15 protein-coding genes are annotated in these 16579 nt (G+C 57.0%); 5 read left to right on the plus strand and 10 right to left on the minus strand.

Annotated features, from left to right (window positions below; translation table 11 throughout):
• The first annotated feature begins 78 nt into the window (after positions 1-78).
• Positions 79-1245, plus strand: a complete 1167-nt coding sequence (locus SK53_RS04810) for a benzoate/H(+) symporter BenE family transporter (protein WP_048208665.1) — start codon at positions 79-81, stop codon at positions 1243-1245.
• On the opposite strand, the gene SK53_RS04815 is transcribed toward SK53_RS04810, so the two are convergent.
• Positions 1225-2097, minus strand: a complete 873-nt coding sequence (locus tag SK53_RS04815; RefSeq protein WP_048208667.1) for a helix-turn-helix domain-containing protein — start codon at positions 2095-2097, stop codon at positions 1225-1227. The genes SK53_RS04810 and SK53_RS04815 overlap by 21 nt on opposite strands.
• A gap of 174 nt (positions 2098-2271) precedes the next feature.
• On the opposite strand from SK53_RS04815, the gene SK53_RS04820 reads away from it, so the two are divergent.
• A complete protein-coding gene (locus SK53_RS04820) occupies positions 2272-3168 on the plus strand; it encodes a DMT family transporter (RefSeq protein ID WP_003857219.1) in 897 nt (298 codons plus the stop codon).
• A 34-nt stretch (positions 3169-3202) separates the two neighbouring features.
• Here the strand turns inward: SK53_RS04820 and SK53_RS04825 are convergent, their stop codons facing one another.
• The gene (locus SK53_RS04825) at positions 3203-3877 is read right to left on the minus strand and encodes a DUF3313 domain-containing protein (RefSeq protein ID WP_048208669.1); all 675 of its coding nucleotides are present in this window, start codon (positions 3875-3877) and stop codon (positions 3203-3205) included.
• A 133-nt stretch (positions 3878-4010) separates the two neighbouring features.
• Positions 4011-5606 carry an ABC transporter substrate-binding protein gene (locus SK53_RS04830; RefSeq protein WP_003857222.1) on the minus strand — a complete coding sequence of 532 codons (1596 nt, stop codon included), beginning with the start codon at positions 5604-5606 and terminating at the stop codon, positions 4011-4013.
• Between the two features lie 111 nt (positions 5607-5717).
• On the opposite strand from SK53_RS04830, the gene pepT reads away from it, so the two are divergent.
• A complete protein-coding gene (gene pepT / locus SK53_RS04835; RefSeq protein ID WP_048208673.1) occupies positions 5718-6947 on the plus strand; it encodes a peptidase T in 1230 nt (409 codons plus the stop codon).
• Here pepT and tehB read toward each other — a convergent pair.
• Both tehB and tehA read right to left on the minus strand, forming a co-directional pair.
• Entirely contained in the window at positions 6944-7537 is a 594-nt protein-coding gene (gene tehB, locus SK53_RS04840) for a tellurite resistance methyltransferase TehB (RefSeq protein ID WP_032609167.1), read from the minus strand. The two genes, pepT and tehB, sit on opposite strands and share 4 nt — an antisense overlap.
• Entirely contained in the window at positions 7537-8532 is a 996-nt protein-coding gene (tehA, locus tag SK53_RS04845) for a dicarboxylate transporter/tellurite-resistance protein TehA (RefSeq protein WP_048208675.1), read from the minus strand. Before tehA ends, tehB begins: the two co-directional genes overlap by 1 nt.
• Before the next feature lie 121 nt (positions 8533-8653).
• Here tehA and ydcK point away from each other — a divergent pair, with 121 nt between their 5' ends.
• Positions 8654-9634, plus strand: coding sequence for a YdcK family protein (ydcK, locus tag SK53_RS04850; RefSeq protein ID WP_047654545.1), 981 nt, complete (start codon positions 8654-8656; stop codon positions 9632-9634).
• Here ydcK and rimL read toward each other — a convergent pair.
• The 4 genes from rimL to SK53_RS04870 form a co-directional block, all read right to left on the minus strand.
• Positions 9629-10168, minus strand: coding sequence for a 50S ribosomal protein L7/L12-serine acetyltransferase (rimL, locus tag SK53_RS04855; protein ID WP_045346283.1), 540 nt, complete (start codon positions 10166-10168; stop codon positions 9629-9631). The genes ydcK and rimL overlap by 6 nt on opposite strands.
• A gap of 105 nt (positions 10169-10273) precedes the next feature.
• Positions 10274-11929 carry a glucan biosynthesis protein D gene (locus tag SK53_RS04860; RefSeq protein ID WP_032645623.1) on the minus strand — a complete coding sequence of 552 codons (1656 nt, stop codon included), beginning with the start codon at positions 11927-11929 and terminating at the stop codon, positions 10274-10276.
• Positions 11930-12159: 230 nt separating this feature from the next.
• Positions 12160-12933 (minus strand): ABC transporter substrate-binding protein, encoded by a 774-nt coding sequence (locus SK53_RS04865; RefSeq protein WP_023314127.1) that lies wholly within the window; start codon positions 12931-12933, stop codon positions 12160-12162.
• Between the two features lie 10 nt (positions 12934-12943).
• Positions 12944-14113 carry a pyridoxal phosphate-dependent aminotransferase gene (locus tag SK53_RS04870; protein ID WP_023314126.1) on the minus strand — a complete coding sequence of 390 codons (1170 nt, stop codon included), beginning with the start codon at positions 14111-14113 and terminating at the stop codon, positions 12944-12946.
• Between the two features lie 113 nt (positions 14114-14226).
• Here SK53_RS04870 and SK53_RS04875 point away from each other — a divergent pair, with 113 nt between their 5' ends.
• The gene (locus tag SK53_RS04875) at positions 14227-15069 is read left to right on the plus strand and encodes a LysR family transcriptional regulator (RefSeq protein ID WP_048208678.1); all 843 of its coding nucleotides are present in this window, start codon (positions 14227-14229) and stop codon (positions 15067-15069) included.
• Here the strand turns inward: SK53_RS04875 and SK53_RS04880 are convergent.
• Positions 15056-16561, minus strand: a complete 1506-nt coding sequence (locus SK53_RS04880; RefSeq protein ID WP_048208680.1) for a carboxylesterase/lipase family protein — start codon at positions 16559-16561, stop codon at positions 15056-15058. The genes SK53_RS04875 and SK53_RS04880 overlap by 14 nt on opposite strands.
• Positions 16562-16579: the final 18 nt, after the last annotated feature.

A 16579-nucleotide genomic window follows, 5' to 3' on the forward strand; every position in this document is an offset into this window, starting at 1 on the left:
CGGCAAAGCATACCACTTGTACGCTATAGCGCACAGTGATACCTTATCCCGGACGTTATAACGCACAACGGAGTTTCCATGCAATCGACTGCCTCTCTCTTTCCTGCCGTGCTGGCCGGTTTTGTTGCCGTTCTGGTGGGCTATGCCAGCTCTGCCGCCATTATCTGGCAGGCGGCTGCGGCGGCTGGCGCCAGTACACAGCAAATCGCCGGATGGATGACCGCGCTAGGGCTCGGGATGGGGATCAGCACGCTGGTATTGTCGTGGTGGTATAAAGCCCCCGTGCTGACCGCCTGGTCGACTCCGGGCGCGGCGTTGCTCGCCACCAGCCTGCATGGCGTGACGCTGGCGGAAACCATCGGGGTATTTATATTCGCGAATACGCTGATTCTGCTGTGCGGCGTCACCGGCCTGTTTGCCCGGTTGATGAAACTGATCCCGCACTCGCTTGCCGCCGCTATGCTGGCGGGCGTGCTGTTACAGTTTGGCCTGAAGGCATTCAGCAATCTTGAGGGACACATTTTTCTTTGCGGCAGTATGGTGGCCGCCTGGCTGGTGGCCAAAGCTGTAGCGCCCCGGTACGCCATTGTCGCCACGCTGCTGGTGGGCGTGTTCGTTGCCTGGGCTGGAGGTGACGTTGTCACGAACAGGATGACGTTATCGGTCATCATGCCGGAATTCATTGCCCCTGCGTTCACCTTCACCAGCCTGATCAGCATCGGCTTACCCTTCTTCCTGGTGACCATGGCGTCGCAGAATGCGCCCGGCTTCGCCACCATGCAGGCATCGGGCTATCCGCTGGCGGTCTCACCGCTGATCGTTGCCACAGGCGGGCTGGCGCTGCTGTTGTCCCCCTTCGGCGTCTATTCTATATGCATCGCCGCCATCACCGCCGCCATCTGCCAGAGCCCGGACGCCCACCCGGATGCCAGTAAACGCTGGCTGGCTGCGGCGGCCGCAGGTGGGTTTTATCTGCTGGCGGGGGTGTTCGGCGGGTCGATTTCGGGGCTGATGGCCGCCCTGCCGCTGAGCGGCATCCAGACGCTGGCCGGGCTGGCCCTGCTCGGCACTATCAGCGGGAGTTTGTATCAGGCACTGAATCATGAAGCAGAGCGCGACGCGGCGATCGTCACCTTCCTGATGACCGCCAGCGGCGTCACGCTCCTGGGGATTGGCTCCGCCTTCTGGGGGCTGGTGTTGGGAGGGATCTGTTACGCCGTCTTCTCACGCCTTCGCCGCGCGTAGCTGTGACGGCGTAATGCCGGTCATGCTGCGAAAACGGTTACTGAAATGGCTGGCGGAGTTAAATCCGCAGGCCAGCGCGATGTCGGTGAGCGGCGTGGTCGTGTGCTGCACCATCGCTTTGGCCTTCTCCATGCGGCGCTGCATGACGTACTGATGCGGCGCCAGGCCCATCGACTGGCGGAACATCCGCGCAAAGTGATACTCACTGAGTGCGGCCTGGCCCGCCAGTTCCGCCAGCGTTAAGGGTTGCGCCAGGTTTTCCTCGATAAAGGCCAGCACGTTGCGCAGCACAAACGGCGATAACCCGCCGGTCACTACCGGCAGCTTCCACTGTACGCTGGAATAGTGCTGGACTAAATGCGTCAGCAATAAGGTCGACGCGGTGCTCAGGGTGAGCTGATTGGCGTTTTGCTGCCAGTCGCAGCCGAGCAAAAACTGGCGATAAAGGGCGGTGATTTTCGGATCGCTGCCGAATATTTTTTCCTCCAGCGTCAGCGATAGCGGTCGTTTATCCCAGATTTTCTCCCCCACGTCCCGCAGGTGTTCATCGGTGCAGTAGAGGTGCACGAACGACAGGTCGTCACGAATATCCCACGTGGATTCGCTCTCTTCCGGCATCAGACAAAAACGATCCGGCCCACCGCCATTTTTCCAGCCACCCGGCGTTTTTTGATAGCTTTCATAGCCATCTGCCACGTACAGGCTAAGGGTGTGATGGTTGCTTTTCACGGTGATCGTGTCGTGCTTGTTGTACCACGCCGCCAGTTGAATGCCAGTATTGAGCGCAACGGTTTCCCGCAGCACCGCATTTTGTTGGCGTAACGTTTCAAAGGTGTCGTAAACGGGAGACATGGCCGTAAACAGGTGATTAATCAGACTGTCAGTCTAAGAAGTGTTGCAGCCCGTTACCAGCCATTGTGCGAGAAAAAAGCGCAAGAATTTGCAAGTCCGGCGCAAGGCGATGAAAGCCGGGCCCCTCTTCTTTCGCCACACTGTTGTTTTTCGCGGTATGAGAAGAGAGAAGCCATGAACGCATTACTCTATGGGCTGGTTGTTGTTATCTGGGGCACGACCTGGATCGCCATTTTTTTGCAACAGGGGCCGGTTGCAGCGCCGGTCTCCATTTTCTGGCGCTTCGCCGTGGCCAGCGCCACGATGATGATCGTCCTGGTCGCCCTTCGCCGTCTGCGCAGGCTGGCGCTGCGGGATCATCTCTACTGCATGCTTCAGGGCTGCTGCGTTTTCTGTTTCAACTTCTGGTGCTTTTACACCGCCGCCGCCCATATCAATACCGGCCTTGAGTCGGTGATTTTCTCGATGGCCGTGCTGTATAACGCCATCAACAGCTTTATCTTCTTCGGCCAGCGTCCACCCGCACGCTTCTGGACGGCGGCAGCGCTGGGGCTTATCGGGATCATTACCCTGTTCTGGAACGATCTGCTCGCCAGCGGCTGGAGCGCGTCGTTGCTTACGGGCATCGGGCTTTCCGCCCTCGGCACCTACGGCTTCTCGCTGGGGAATATGATCAGCATGCGTCATCAGCGAAACGGGCTGGAAACCATGACCACCAACGCCTGGGCGATGCTGTATGGCACCGTCGTGATGGGACTTATCGCCCTCTTCAGAGGCGATAACTTTATGCCGGAATGGACGGTGAGCTATATGGGGGCGCTGCTCTATCTTGCGCTGTTTGGCTCGGTGATTGCCTTCGGCGCCTACTTTACGCTGGTAGGCCGCATTGGTCCCGGTAAAGCCGCTTACAGCACCCTGCTGTTCCCGCTGGTGGCGCTGTCGATTTCAACGGTGTACGAGGGTTACGTGTGGCATCTCAACGGGATCGTCGGCCTGTTGTTGATACTGGGGGGGAATATGGTGATGTTTACGAAGCCGGAAACCTGGTTCCGCCGCCTGCGGACGGCATAAAAAAACGGCCTGCGAAAATGCAGGCCTTTTTTTATTAATTTGCTTTCTGATGAACATCAAACATAGTGGCATCCGTTGCCATGTCATCCACAACCTGCTTCAGGGTGCCGAAGCCCATTGGCGTATTCTCGTTCGCCAGCTCTTTCCCTTCCCCCTTACGAACAACCTTAATCACCGGTTTGTTCGTAGCCGCGTCGATTAACTCACCTTCGAAGAACAGGTGCGTATCCATGGTACGATGGCCCGTGGCCATTTGCGTACCCGCAACCAGCAGCGCGACAGGCACCACTTCATAGAACTGCAAACCTTCTTTGTCTGAGCTCACACCCGTGATGGCGCCGCGGAAGATCAGGCTATGTTTGCCCGGCGTCGTCACAATCGGCTTACGCTGGCCAATCGCGGTTTTCAGTTTGGTATTGGTATAATTCAACAGCTCATCAAGCGTTTTTTGCCCAAGCTGAGTGGTCGGTTTTGGCGTCGGATAATAGGTTATCGGCGTCCAGATAATGCTGTCATAATTCGCCTCATTATAAGAAGGATCAACCCAACGCAGGGTTGGCTTCCCGGTTGCAGATTTCATCTCCTGCAAGCCTGAGTAATCTTTTAAAAAGCCTGAATATTGATCGGGGGCTGCGACTTTTGACGCACAGCCTGAGAGGGCCAACAGACCAGAAAGCACTGCAACTTTAAAAAAAGTGTGAGTACGCATGATGGTATTCCATGTTATCTGCAAGTATGCACTTGAAGTTATAACAAAAAATGGGGCGATGTGTTGTGGCAAAAAATGACGAAGACAGCACAAATAGCGAAAAAACTGCCCGACCGAAACCGGGCAGTGAAAATTACTCTTTCAGGTCCACTTGCCAGAACAGGTGTTTGCCGAAGGGATCAATTTCATAGCCCGTGACCTCTTTACGGACTGGCTCAAAAATCGTTGAATGAGCAATCATTACCGCCGGCATTTGATCGTGCATCATCTGCTGCGCCTGCTTGTACAGCGCCACGCGTTTTTCGCGATCGGTTATCGATTTTGCTTCGGCAATCAGGTTATCAAACGGCTTATAACACCATTTCGCCGAATTCGACCCGCCGTTGGCGGACGTACAGGTAAACAGCGGGCCGAAGAAGTTATCTGGATCCCCCGTCGCCGTTGTCCAGCCCATCAGCGCAGCCTGATGCTCCCCGCCCTTCACGCGCTTCAGGTATTCGCCCCATTCGTAGGTCACGATTTTGGTCTGCACGCCAACTTTCGCCCAGTCCGCCTGGATCATCTCCGCCATACGCTTCGCGTTCGGGTTATACGGCCGTTGCACGGGCATGGCCCACAGATCGATGCTTACGCCGTTGGCAAACCCCGCCTCCTTTAACAGCGCTTTCGCTTTTTCTGGATCGTAATCGTAGTCTTTCAGCTCGCTGTCGGCACTCCAGACGCCAGGCGGCAGCAGGTTTTTTGCCGCCGTGCCGGTGCCGTGGAAGACCGCCTCAATGATGGCCGGTTTGTTAATCGCCATCGCCAGCGCCTGGCGCACTTTTACGTTATCCAGCGGCGGCTTTTGCGTGTTAAACGCCAGGAAACCGGTATTCAGACCGGCCTTGCTCATCAGGTTGATGTCTTTGTTAGCCTTCATACGCGGCAGGTCCGCCGGGTTCGGGAACGGCATCACCTGACACTCATTCTTCTCGACTTTGGCAAAACGTACCGAGGCGTCCGGCGTGATGGTGAACACCAGACGATCCAGCTTCGATTTTCCCTGCCAGTAGTCAGGGAAAGCGGTAAAGAGGATGCGGGAATCCTTCTGATATTGCGACAGCTTAAACGGCCCGGTGCCAATCGGCTGCATATCGACCTTTTCTGGCGTGCCCGCTTTCAGCATGGCATCGGCGTACTCCGCCGACAGAATGGAGGCAAAGTACCACGCCAGGTCAGCGACAAACGGCGCTTCCGGATGCGCCAGGGTGAAGCGCACGGTGCGATCGTCAACTTTATCAATGGCGGTAATCAGGCTGCCGAACTCCAGACTTTCGAAGTTGGAATAACTGCCGTTGGAGACGTTATGGTAAGGATGATTCACATCCTTCTGGCGCATAAACGAGAAAATCACGTCGTCCGCGTTGAAATCGCGCGTCGGCGTGAACAGCTTATTACTGTGGAATTTCACCCCTTTGCGCAGGTGGAAGGTGTAGACCTTGCCATCCTCGCTTACCTCCCAGCTTTCCGCCAGGCTCGGCACCAGTTCGGTAGTGCCCGGTTTGAAATCGACCAGACGGTTATAAACCGGTACGGCGCTGGCGTCCACGCTGGTCCCCGACGTATAGAGCTGAGGATTGAAATTTTCCGGCGATCCTTCGGAGCAATACACCAGCGTTTTTGCCGCGACGGTGGAACTGACCGTCAGTGCAGCAAGCGCCAGCGTTATCATTGTGAATGTGCTTTTCATCATTTATTCCTGTCTTTTTAATTCGACGGCTAATTACTTCTTTTGCCATTTCATAAATAACATTAAAGTGATGGCGCAAACACATGAAAAATAAATACAGAAGGAAACACTATGGGCTCGGAACTCTCCAGACAATTAACCCAACGCTTTTTCCGCTATCTCGCCATCACCAGCCAGAGCGACCCGAAAGTCAAAACCCTGCCCTCCACTCCGGGCCAGCACGACATGGCGCGGGAGCTGGCGAAGGAGCTGGAAACGCTGGGGTTAGACGATATTGTGATTGATGAGTTCGCCACCGTTACCGCCGTGAAAAAAGGCAATATTCCCGGCGCGCCGCGTATTGGTTTTATTACCCATATCGACACCGTCGACGTCGGTTTATCCCCGGATATTCATCCACAAATATTAACCTTTACGGGGGATGATCTCTGTCTGAATAAAGAGAAAGATATTTGGCTGCGCGTAAAAGAGCACCCGGAAATTCTGGCTTATCCTGATGAGGAGATTATTTTCAGCGACGGAACCAGCGTATTAGGCGCAGATAATAAAGCGGCCGTCACCGTGGTCATGACGGTGCTGGAAAACCTCACCGCTGAGCACAAGCATGGCGATATTGTGGTGGCGTTTGTGCCCGATGAAGAGATTGGCCTGTGCGGCGCGAAAGCGCTGGATTTAAAGCGCTTCGACGTCGATTTTGCCTGGACTATCGACTGCTGCGAGCTGGGCGAAATTGTTTACGAGAACTTTAACGCGGCGGCGGCTGAAATTCGCTTTACCGGCGTCACGGCGCACCCGATGTCCGCCAAAGGGGTGCTGGTCAATCCGCTGCTGATGGCAACGGATTTCATCAGCCATTTCGATCGCCGGCAAACCCCGGAATGCACCGAGGGGCGCGAAGGTTATATCTGGTTTAACGGCATCCAGGCCGGGCAAAACGAAGCGGTGCTGAAAGCCAACATTCGTGATTTTGACAAAGACGGTTTTGCCGCCCGCAAGCAGCAAATTGCCGATGTGGCGGCGCAAATAGCCGCGCAGCATCCCACGGCAAACGTGGAGTATCGCATTGAAGATACCTACAGCAATATCAGCAATGCGATTGGCGAAGACCGCCGCGCGATCGACCTGATGTTCGAGGCGATGGAGTCGCTCGGCATCACCCCAAAACCGATCCCCATGCGCGGTGGCACGGATGGGGCGGCCCTGTCAGCTAAAGGCCTGCTCACCCCGAACTTCTTCACCGGCGCCCATAACTTCCACTCGAAGTTTGAGTTTTTACCGCTGTCGTCGTTCGAGGCCTCCTGTCGCACTGCACTGCAACTCTGTCTGCTGGCCGCGCGTTAAGCGGGCTTGCGTGCGAGCATGGTGGCGAAGCGCAGCTTGATACGGTTCCCGTTGGCATCGGTACGGTGGAGTTCCCCCACCTCTTCGTTGTACTTGATCAGCTCCCAACCTTCGTAGTAGTTACTCAGTTCACCGGGTTTGAAGGCAAACGGGAAGCCGACGGTGCACGGATAATCCTCCGTATCCATGGCGGCAACGATCAGGTTATAGCCGCCTGGTTTAGTGCAACGCTGCATATTGGCGATAAGACCAGGGATGGTATTCGCTTCGAGGAACATCAACACGACGGTGGAAAGAATAAAGTCGTATTCGCCGTCAAAGGTCAGGTTGTTCAGATCCTTAATCGCCGTTTGCAGATTCGCGATCCCTTCCGCCGCCTTAATGCGCTCAATGTTATCGATGCTCATCGGGTTTTTATCCCACGCCGTCACGTCATAGCCATTGGCTGCGAGGTAGAGGCTGTTACGGCCATTTCCGCAACCCAGATCGAGCGTTTTTCCCGGCTTAACAATGTCCGCGCTGAGCAGCACCTCAGAGTGCGTGCGGGTCAGCCCATATTTCTCAGTAAAGTAGTTTTCATCGACAGTCATTATTTTTCCTCAGATTGCATAAGCAGTGCCTTATCAGCGCGCACCAGAAGTTTGCCCTGCATCAGCAAGATAAAAGTACGGACCAGCAGCATCGCGATGATGACGTTGGTGAAAATAAACAGGGGAACAGCGAGGGCATGAAAGAACCCTGACGGACTGCTCTGCCCAAGATGTAAACCGGTGGTCGCCAGCGCCGACACCCCGAACGAGAAGCTCCAGAACGACGCGTTGAACGGCTGCGACAGATACCACGGCATCAGACGCAGCATAAACAGGAGTTGCAACAGGCCATAGCCGAAAAGCATTTTGGCGAAGGTGTCCGCTTCGCCGCCGTTGACGCTAAACCAGGCGCTACAGGCCACCAGGGCAGGCGCAAGCTGGATCCCGAGCGAGGTACGAAGGGCAGCGGGCAGCTCGCCCGCGCTGCGCAGGCGTTGTAAAATGACCGGCTCCAGGCTCAGCCAGGAAAAGACCCCGGCACCAAGGAACACCAGCCCCGCGTCGTGGAAACCCAGCGCACCGCAGGCCATCGCGCTGATAAAATTGTTCGCCACCGTCGGCAGATAGAGTCCCGGCGTCGTGGCTTTTTCCGGATGCTTGCCGCGCCACAGCCCGGCGCTTTGCCAGGCGGCATACGCAAGCTGGATCACCACGCCCACGCTAAACAACCCCAGCGCCACCGGGCGATACCACGGCACAAAGCCGATGGCCACCAGCAGCGTTGTGGCAGGAAACAGGCTGACAAAACTGCTCATTACCGGATGCCGCATCTCGGCCAACACGCTATGTGGAAACCGTACCGCACGGGTAAGAAACGCCACGCTCAGAAGGAACCAGATCGCCACCGCCAGCGCCACCAGGATCTCGCCCGGCCAGCGCGTCACCGGCCAGATGGTGCTGGCATAACGCCAGGCGAACCCCATACCTATGGTCCCGAGGACCATACCGAAATACCCGGCGGGCAAGTTAAGAACGCGTTGGTTTAGGCTATGCATTTTTTTTAAAGTTTAAAATGTATTTTAAATGCCATTTTAAGGGGTTTCCTGAGCGGACGCCAGCACTTCGAAAAACCAAAACTTTGCTACGTTTATTGAAAGGCTTTTCAGGGATAACACGATGACAAAATATCGGCTCAGCAATGAAACGCGTCTCTGGCGCTGGCAGGACGGATCAACACCGTGCACAACGCCTCTCAGACAAATTATTGCCGTGAAGGATTTTAACGATGTGACCAGCGGGACTAAAGGCGGTTGGGTTGAGGATGAACACGCGCTCGCCCAGGACGGGGATTGCTGGGTTTACGATGAAAACAGCGTGGTGTTTGCCGGGGCCAGGATATCCGGTAATGCCCGCCTCACCCAACCCTGCATCGTAAGCCACCGCGCACACGTTGGCGGCAACGGCTGGCTTGACGCGGCAGAGGTGAGTCACGGCGCGGTAATATGTGACAACGTCACCATTCAGCACTCTACCGTACGCGGGGAATGTCGTATCGCGGGTGACGCGCGGGTGCTGCATAACAGCCTGGTGATTGCAGCCAAAGGGCTGACACCCGACCGTGAGCAGATCCTGCAAATTTATGACCGAGCCACGGTCAGCCAGTCGCGTATTGTGCATCAGGCGCAAATCTACGGCGATGCCATGGTGACCTGGGCCTTTGTTGAGCACCGTGCCGAGGTGTTCGATCGCGCCATTCTTGAGGGCAACGCGCTGAATAACGTCTGGGTGTGCGACTGCGCCAAAGTGTACGGCAACGCCCGTCTGCTGGCCGGTCTGGAGGATGATGCCATCCCGACCGTGCGGTACAGTTCACAGGTCGCGGAAAACGCCCTCGTTGAAGGCAACTGCGTCATTAAACACCACGTATTAATAGGCGGCGAGGCGTGGTTACGCGGCGGGCCGATCCTGATTGATGACAAAGTGGTTATTCAGGGGCGGGCGCGTATCAGCGGCGATGTCCTGATCGAGCATCAGGTGGAAATAACGGACGATGCGGTTATCGAGGCGCTGGAGGGTGAAAGCATTCACGTCCGGGGAGCCAAAGTGATCAACGGCGACACGCGGATCACCCGGACGCCGCTGCTGGGGGCGCTATAGCGGGAAGATTCTGGCGTACAGGTTCACGTCATCGTAACGCCCGTTGAGCATTTCCGCTTTCCGCAAACAACCTTCCAGCGTGAAACCGTTGCGCTGCGCCACCCGGTTACTGCTCTGGTTATCCACGCGACACTTGATCACAAAGCGGCGGATCTCGCCGCGCTCAACGTAATAGCGCATAAACGCCTGGAGCGCCTGAGAAAGAATACCCTGCCCCTGATGCGCCTCGTCAAGCCAGTAGCCAATGTACCCGGTCTTATTCGCAGGCTCGATCGCGTTGAAGGACAGCACGCCCACCAGCTCGTCCTTCATGAAAATCAGGAACATTTTGGCGTAACCGCGCTGGTGCAACATCTGATTGCTCTGCACGTTGCGGCGCGTGTCCTCTTCGCTGCCGACATGCTGCGCCCAGTCGAAGGCGGTTTGCAGCCAGGTTTTGTTTTTGATTACGAGGTTGTGCAGATCGGTGGTATAGCGCTCTTCGACGGCGCGAAGCTCGATTTCCTGGTTAACGGGGATGATTTCTGAAGACATAGTGCCTCTTAATTGCCGGGTGGCGCTAACGCTTACCCGGCCTACAAATGCGTCCAGAGCAGGCCGGCTAAGGCGAAGCCGCCACCCGGCACAAACCCATAAGGACTAGCGCATGATCCGGTCGTCAACGTAGTTACGTTTGTCCGGCGCGGGCGGGAAGTACTGGTACAGCCAGGTCTCGCTGATGGCATCGCCCTGACAGCGCAGGAACAGGCGCATATCCACCGGCTCGGTGGAGTCAGAGGTTGGATACCAGTCAAACAGAATGCGATACCCGTCGAATGGCTCGACATAGAGGATCTCTACCTGCTTCGCTTCACCGCTGGACAGGGTGATCACCGGCTCAATGCCCTTCGGTGCGGCGGCCTTCAGATCGCCCCCGACGAAGTCAATGGCAAAGCGACGGGCCCACACTTTCGGGTAATTTTCACCCGGCGCCCAGCCCTCCGGGAAGCCGCCCATACCGGTACGGGTGGCGTAGACGTTTGCCAGCGGGGAACGCACCGGCGGCTGCGCGCTCCAGTAGAGACGGTATTTGAAGTCCAGCTCATCACCCGCCTGCACCGGTTTCTCCGGCTGCCAGAAGCAGACCACGTTATCGAGCGTCTCGCCGGTTGTCGGGATCTCCATCAGGGCGATGGATCCTTTCCCCCAGTTGTTGCGCGGCTCGACCCACAGGCTTGGTCGCTTGTTATACCAGCCCATGACGTCCTGGTAATGGGAGAAGTCACGGTCAAGCTGTAACAAACCAAAGCCTTTCGGGTTTTTATCCAGGTAGGCGTTGAATTGCAGCTTTTGCGGGTTGTTCAGCGGTCGGCAGATCCACTCCCCGTTACCGCGCCACATCGCCAGGCGGTCTGAATCATGGATCTGCGGATGTATGGTGTCGCACATGCGGCGTTCGTTGTTGCCGCAGCTGAACATGCTGGTCATTGGTGCGATGCCGAGCTGCTTGATGTCTTTGCGCGCATAGAGATGGTTTTCGACGTCCATGATCACCTGACTCTTCTCACAGTGGATCACAAACTTATAGGCACCGGTAATGCTCGGGCTGTCCAGCAGCGCATAGACGGTAAAGGTGGTATCACCCGGCTTAACGGTTTCAAACCAGAAGGAGGTGAAATCCGGGAACTCTTCCGGGGTGTCGGTAAAGGTATCCACCGCCAGCCCGCGCGCGGAAAGGCCGTACTGGTAGGTATCATCCACTGCGCGGAAGTAGCTCGCGCCCAGGAACGAAACGATATCGCGTCGCGCCAGTTCCGGCGCTTTAAAGACGCGGAATCCGGCGAAGCCGAGGTCACTCTGCCCTTCAAGCTGTTTGGTATCCACGCCCGTATCGCCATAGCTGAACAGCTCAGGCCGGAAGTGGATCTCACGCGCCTGAGAGGTGGTTTGATCCAGCGAGAACATGCGCACGCGGCGGCGGAATCCCATCCCCATATGGAAGAACTGGGCGTCCAGCTGACGGCCTTCAATGTTATTCCACAGCGACTGCTTCTCATCGTAACGGATGGCGTTGTACGCCTGCGGCGTCATGGTGGCCAGCGTTTCCGGCAGCGGACGCGGCGCACCGCCCCACGCGGTTTTCGCCAGATCGTGCGCCATGGATTGCAGAACAGAGAAGTCAAAGCGACGGCTCTGACCGTCGGCAATGTCGGAGTCAGCAGCATACGCCGCCTGGGAAAACAGAGAAGCAAGGCCAGAAGTGCCGCTCAGGGCAGCCATTGCCAGGGAACCTTTGAGAAAACGTCTGCGATTCATGCCTGAGAAAACGTCCTTATGGTCGTGTGAATGAGTTTCGCGCGCAGCGAAATGACGGCAAGAAAGAACGCACAGCCTAAACAAAAACGGTTAAGAATCCAATTGTTGGCGGGTGATTATCTGAACAAACCGAGAAATATTTTCTGTCGACCAGAACGGCCTGAAAAAGGGGTAAAGTTATGTATAAAAATGCCCCGGCTGGACATCGACAGCCGGGACCAACGAGGCGGTTATTTTACGCTGACATCGATACCCGGGAAGTACTTATCAGCCAGTTTAGCGATCGTGCCGTCGGCACGTACTTTATCAATTGCGGCATCAAGCTGCTTTTTGGTGGCCTCATCCCCTTTACGCAGCCCAAAGCCGATCCCACTGCCGAGGATGGTGTCGTCCGACACCGGTTTGCCGATAAAGCCAAACCCTTTACCCTGCGGCTTACTGAGGAAACCTGCCTGCCCGGCCGCTGACATGACCAGCGAGGCATCGATGCGGCCATTCAGCAGATCTCCCCAGGCCATATTCTGATCTTTATAAGACACCACGGTGACACCGTGCTTTTCCCAGTGCTCTTTGGCGTAAGTTTCCTGAATTGAACCCTGGAGAACGCCGATGGTTTTGCCCTTCAGCCCTTCGGGGGTAGCCTCTACCGCAGAACCGGCTTTGCCCACCAGCTGGGAGGGAATGCGATAGATGGGCTGGGTGAAATCAATGCTTTTGCGACGCTGCTCGGTGATGTTCATCGCCGAGTTTATGGCGTCGAACTTTTTCGCCACCAGACCGGGGATCAGCGCATCAAACGAGGTTTCAACCCAGCTGCACTTCAGCGCGGCGGCTTTACAGATGGCATTTCCCAGCTCTACGTCAAACCCTTCCAGCTCCCCTGACGCATTGCGGCTTTCAAACGGTGGATATTCCGCTTCCAGCCCGTATCGCAACTCGGTGGCGGCAAACGACGAGAATGAACACAACAGTCCCATGCCGACAACTAACGCGTGTAATTTCATCTCAAATTCCTTAACGTGGTGTAACCCGACAAAGGGCCTGGGCACCTGCCCGTAACGTCGCCTCATCTTTCGCAAAAGAGAGACGGATTAACTTATTGTCCGTGCCATCGGCATAAAACGCCGACAGCGGAATGGTGGCAACCCCGTACTCGACAATCAGCCTTTTCACCATCTCGCTGTCGCGCTCGTCGCTAAAGCCGCTGTAATCCGCCAGCAGGAAGAACGAACCGGCACTTGGTAGCAGCCTGAACGGTGAGTCGGCGAGCAAACTTTGCAGCAGATCGCGCTTGCGCTGATAAAACGCCGCCAGCGACAGCCAGGTTTGCGGATCGGTCATGTGTTCGGCAAACGCGTACTGCATCGGCGTATCGGCCGAGAACATTAAAAATTGATGGACTTTACATATCTCATCCATCAGTTCCGCGGGTGCCACACAATAACCCACGCGCCAGCCGGTGACGTGATAGGTTTTTCCGAAAGAAGAAATAATCACGCTGCGCTCCGCCAGCTGCGGGTGCGTCGCCATTCCGTGGTGCGGTTCGCCATCAAAAACGACGTGCTCATACACTTCGTCAGACAAAATGATGATGTCGGTGTGGCGCGTCAGCGCTGCCAGCTGGTGCAGATCGGCGGCTGAAAACACCTGTCCGCTCGGGTTGTGCGGCGTATTGACGATGATCATCCGCGTGCGTGGGGTTATAGCCGCCCGTACTTCATCCCAGTTCACGGCAAAATCCGGTACCGTCAGTTTAATGGCAATCGGCGTCGCTCCTTGCAGACGGACAATCGGCGCATAGCTGTCAAAGGAGGGCTCGAAATAGATCACCTCGTCTCCAGGATGAACCAGCCCGCTGATGGCTGAGTAAAGCCCTTCGCTGGCGCTGGCGGTCACCAGCACCTCACTCGCCGGGTCATAGTGTGTGCCATAGAGCGTGGCAATTTTGTCCGCGATGCGCTCTCTGAGCGGTTGCAGACCGGTCATGGAGGCGTACTGGTTATACCCTGCCTCCATGGCGCGGGTCACGCCGGAGATAAGTTTTGGGTCGCAGGAAAAATTCGGCGCACCCTGAGAAAGGTTGATGGCGTTATGCCGGGCTGAAAGCTGGCCGATAACGGTAAAAATGGTGGTTCCCACATCGGGCAATTTGGATCGTGTCTGCACCGGCGTTTTCAAAGTCATCCTCTGTCCCTTCTCGTGGTGAATGCATAACTATTCAAACAACAACTTCATTGTCGGGACAATCGAATTGTTGTCATAATAGCCATGACAAAAATGCATAGCTAAGGTGAGATATGTCGCGTCGTTCATTTCCGCTTAATGCCGTAGAGACGTTTATCGTGACCGCGCGTCACCTGAATCTTACCCATGCCGCGAAGGAGCTTTGTCTGACGCAGGGGGCGGTAAGCCGTAAAATCGCCTCGCTGGAAAGCTGGTTCGGCTTCCCGCTGTTCGAGCGCCATGCCCGCGGCCTGCGTCTCTCCTCACAGGGAAGCGCCCTGCTGCCGGAGCTGCAATCTGCCTTTGAGCACCTGCTGAACGTTGCTGAACAGGCGCGAACGCACCAGACCGTAATCCGTCTGAAAGCGCCTACCTGCGCGATGCGCTGGCTGGTGCCGCGTCTGCTACAGGTGGAGCGCGAACAGCCGGAACTCCAGATTGCGCTGACCACCACCACCGATCACAACGTCAATTTCAAAACCGAATCCTGTGACGCGGCGATTGTGTTTGGGACGCACATGAGCGCCGGCGATCTGCTGTTCGAAGAGGCCTTAACCCCGGTGATGAGCCCGCTACGGGCCGGCTCTGCGCTGGAAGCACTCACCTTCCTTCACCCCACGCGGGACAAAACGGACTGGACGCTGTGGCTGGCGAAACAGCCGGGTCCGCCGCCAGCTATGCTCAAAAATCAACACTTCGAAACCATGGATCTCGCCATTACCGCCGCCATTCAGGGACTGGGCATCGCCATCGCGGATGAAACGCTGGTGGAGGAGGACGTGCGCGCCGGACGGCTGATGCGCCCTTTTGACACGAGCATAAAAACGGGGGCGAGCTACCGGCTGGTATTACGCGACGCACCCGGCCCTGAAAACGGGCTGGATGCGCTTCGCGCCTGTCTGCTCAGTCGAGGCTGACGTGGTGTTTCATCACCCGTTTGAAGAGGCTCATACGGGCACGCATGAAGCGGTTTTCAAGCCGAAAACCTGCATGTTTATTCACACCAACACGTAACAGCACGTCCCGCCCTTTCCGGCAGGCGGGCCAGCGCGTGGGCCCTGCCAGGCTATCGCGTGCCCCCGCATCCCGGGCGAAGCTCACCCAGTAGTCCGCCACCTGAGCGGCGAAGGCCAGATCGCGTTCATTCACATACTGCCGCGAAGGTTCCACCTGTCCAAGGGTATCGAAGACGTAGGGCACTTCGTTGCCGTGCCAGGCGCCGTTGATGTACGTCGCGTGCTCCGCTTCGGCCACATAATCAAACCAGTATCGCCAGCACAGGCCGCCCGCCCGCTGCTGGGCCTGCATTACCACGTATCCCATGGTGGTGAAGGCCATGTCGCGGCATACCTGCCTGCCGAGTTCCTCATCGCCCTTCACGCCAGGATAAAGCAGCTTTATCAGCCCCAGGCCAAAGCGCCGCTCACGGCGGAGCTTCTGGATCTGCCCGGCCAGATCGACCCCGAATACCGACATCACGCTGGCTTCGTCGCTGTTCGACCCAATCATCACCGGTACAGGATGCTGGCGGGCCGCGAAGAAAACGTCGAGCATGGCCTCAGGCAAAACGCAATCCCCCACGATGGGCGCAGGGGCGATATTCAACGGCGAGGTCAGTGGCCAGAACGCCTCAGGCGGGATCGCGCGAAGCTGTTCCGCGGTAGCATTGTGCAGGCCGAAATGGGCGGCAATCGCTTCGCCTTTATGCATGGCCTGCTCGCGCGGGGTGTCGGGCAGCGTGTACCCGCTTTGCACAATGGCTTTATGGAACAGTCCTCCCGCAAGCGGGGAAGCCATCAGCGACAGCACGCTGCGCGCACCGGCCGACTCGCCAAATACGGTGATGTTCTCAGGATCGCCGCCGAACGCGGCAATGTTATCGCGCACCCATTCCAGGGCCTGGATCTGATCGAGCAGTGCGAAGTTATGCACCACGCGCTCTTCCTCCCCCTCCAGCGCCGGATGAGCAAAAAAGCCGAGGTGGCCGAGACGGTAATTGATCGTCACCACCACCGTGCCACGCTTCGCCAGCGCCCTGCCGTTATACGGAGGCAGCCCGCCAGCGCCGAGGGTAAATCCTCCGCCGTGCAGCCAGACCATCACCGGAAGCGGATCGGCGCGTGCCACTGGCGACCAGACGTTAAGGTACAGGCAGTCTTCAGAGAACTGGCCGGGATCGCCGCCGCCCAGCTCCTGGCAGCTTTCGCTGCTCTGCCAGCTGGAGGCGGAGAACGCCGTCGCCGGACGCACGCCATCCCAGCGTGCAGGGGGACGCGGGGAGCGCCAGCGCCACGGGCCAACAGGGGGTGCCGCATAGGGAATGCCACACCACACATGGGTATCGCCTTCAGTAAAACCAATCAGTGCGCCCTGGCGCGTTTCAACCACAGGGGCAGAGGGATTTTCCATACCAACCTTCTTTTTCCA

The organism is Enterobacter sp. MGH119 (assembly GCF_001037675.1).
In the GTDB taxonomy this organism is placed as follows: domain Bacteria; phylum Pseudomonadota; class Gammaproteobacteria; order Enterobacterales; family Enterobacteriaceae; genus Enterobacter; species Enterobacter hormaechei_C.

Excerpts from the sequence above, each read along its gene's own strand:
- SK53_RS04815 (WP_048208667.1), bottom strand. The coding sequence starts at position 2,097 with ATGTCTCCCGTTTACGACACCTTTGAAACGTTACGCCAACAAAATGCG.
- SK53_RS04860 (WP_032645623.1), bottom strand. The coding sequence starts at position 11,929 with ATGAATCGCAGACGTTTTCTCAAAGGTTCCCTGGCAATGGCTGCCCTG.
- SK53_RS04825 (WP_048208669.1), bottom strand. The coding sequence starts at position 3,877 with ATGCGTACTCACACTTTTTTTAAAGTTGCAGTGCTTTCTGGTCTGTTG.
- SK53_RS04870 (WP_023314126.1), bottom strand. The coding sequence starts at position 14,113 with ATGACTTTGAAAACGCCGGTGCAGACACGATCCAAATTGCCCGATGTG.
- SK53_RS04830 (WP_003857222.1), bottom strand. The coding sequence starts at position 5,606 with ATGAAAAGCACATTCACAATGATAACGCTGGCGCTTGCTGCACTGACG.
- rimL (WP_045346283.1), bottom strand. The coding sequence starts at position 10,168 with ATGTCTTCAGAAATCATCCCCGTTAACCAGGAAATCGAGCTTCGCGCC.
- pepT (WP_048208673.1), top strand. The coding sequence starts at position 5,718 with ATGGGCTCGGAACTCTCCAGACAATTAACCCAACGCTTTTTCCGCTAT.
- SK53_RS04810 (WP_048208665.1), top strand. The coding sequence starts at position 79 with ATGCAATCGACTGCCTCTCTCTTTCCTGCCGTGCTGGCCGGTTTTGTT.
- tehB (WP_032609167.1), bottom strand. The coding sequence starts at position 7,537 with ATGACTGTCGATGAAAACTACTTTACTGAGAAATATGGGCTGACCCGC.
- SK53_RS04820 (WP_003857219.1), top strand. The coding sequence starts at position 2,272 with ATGAACGCATTACTCTATGGGCTGGTTGTTGTTATCTGGGGCACGACC.
- SK53_RS04865 (WP_023314127.1), bottom strand. The coding sequence starts at position 12,933 with ATGAAATTACACGCGTTAGTTGTCGGCATGGGACTGTTGTGTTCATTC.
- tehA (WP_048208675.1), bottom strand. The coding sequence starts at position 8,532 with ATGCATAGCCTAAACCAACGCGTTCTTAACTTGCCCGCCGGGTATTTC.
- SK53_RS04875 (WP_048208678.1), top strand. The coding sequence starts at position 14,227 with ATGTCGCGTCGTTCATTTCCGCTTAATGCCGTAGAGACGTTTATCGTG.
- SK53_RS04880 (WP_048208680.1), bottom strand. The coding sequence starts at position 16,561 with ATGGAAAATCCCTCTGCCCCTGTGGTTGAAACGCGCCAGGGCGCACTG.
- ydcK (WP_047654545.1), top strand. The coding sequence starts at position 8,654 with ATGACAAAATATCGGCTCAGCAATGAAACGCGTCTCTGGCGCTGGCAG.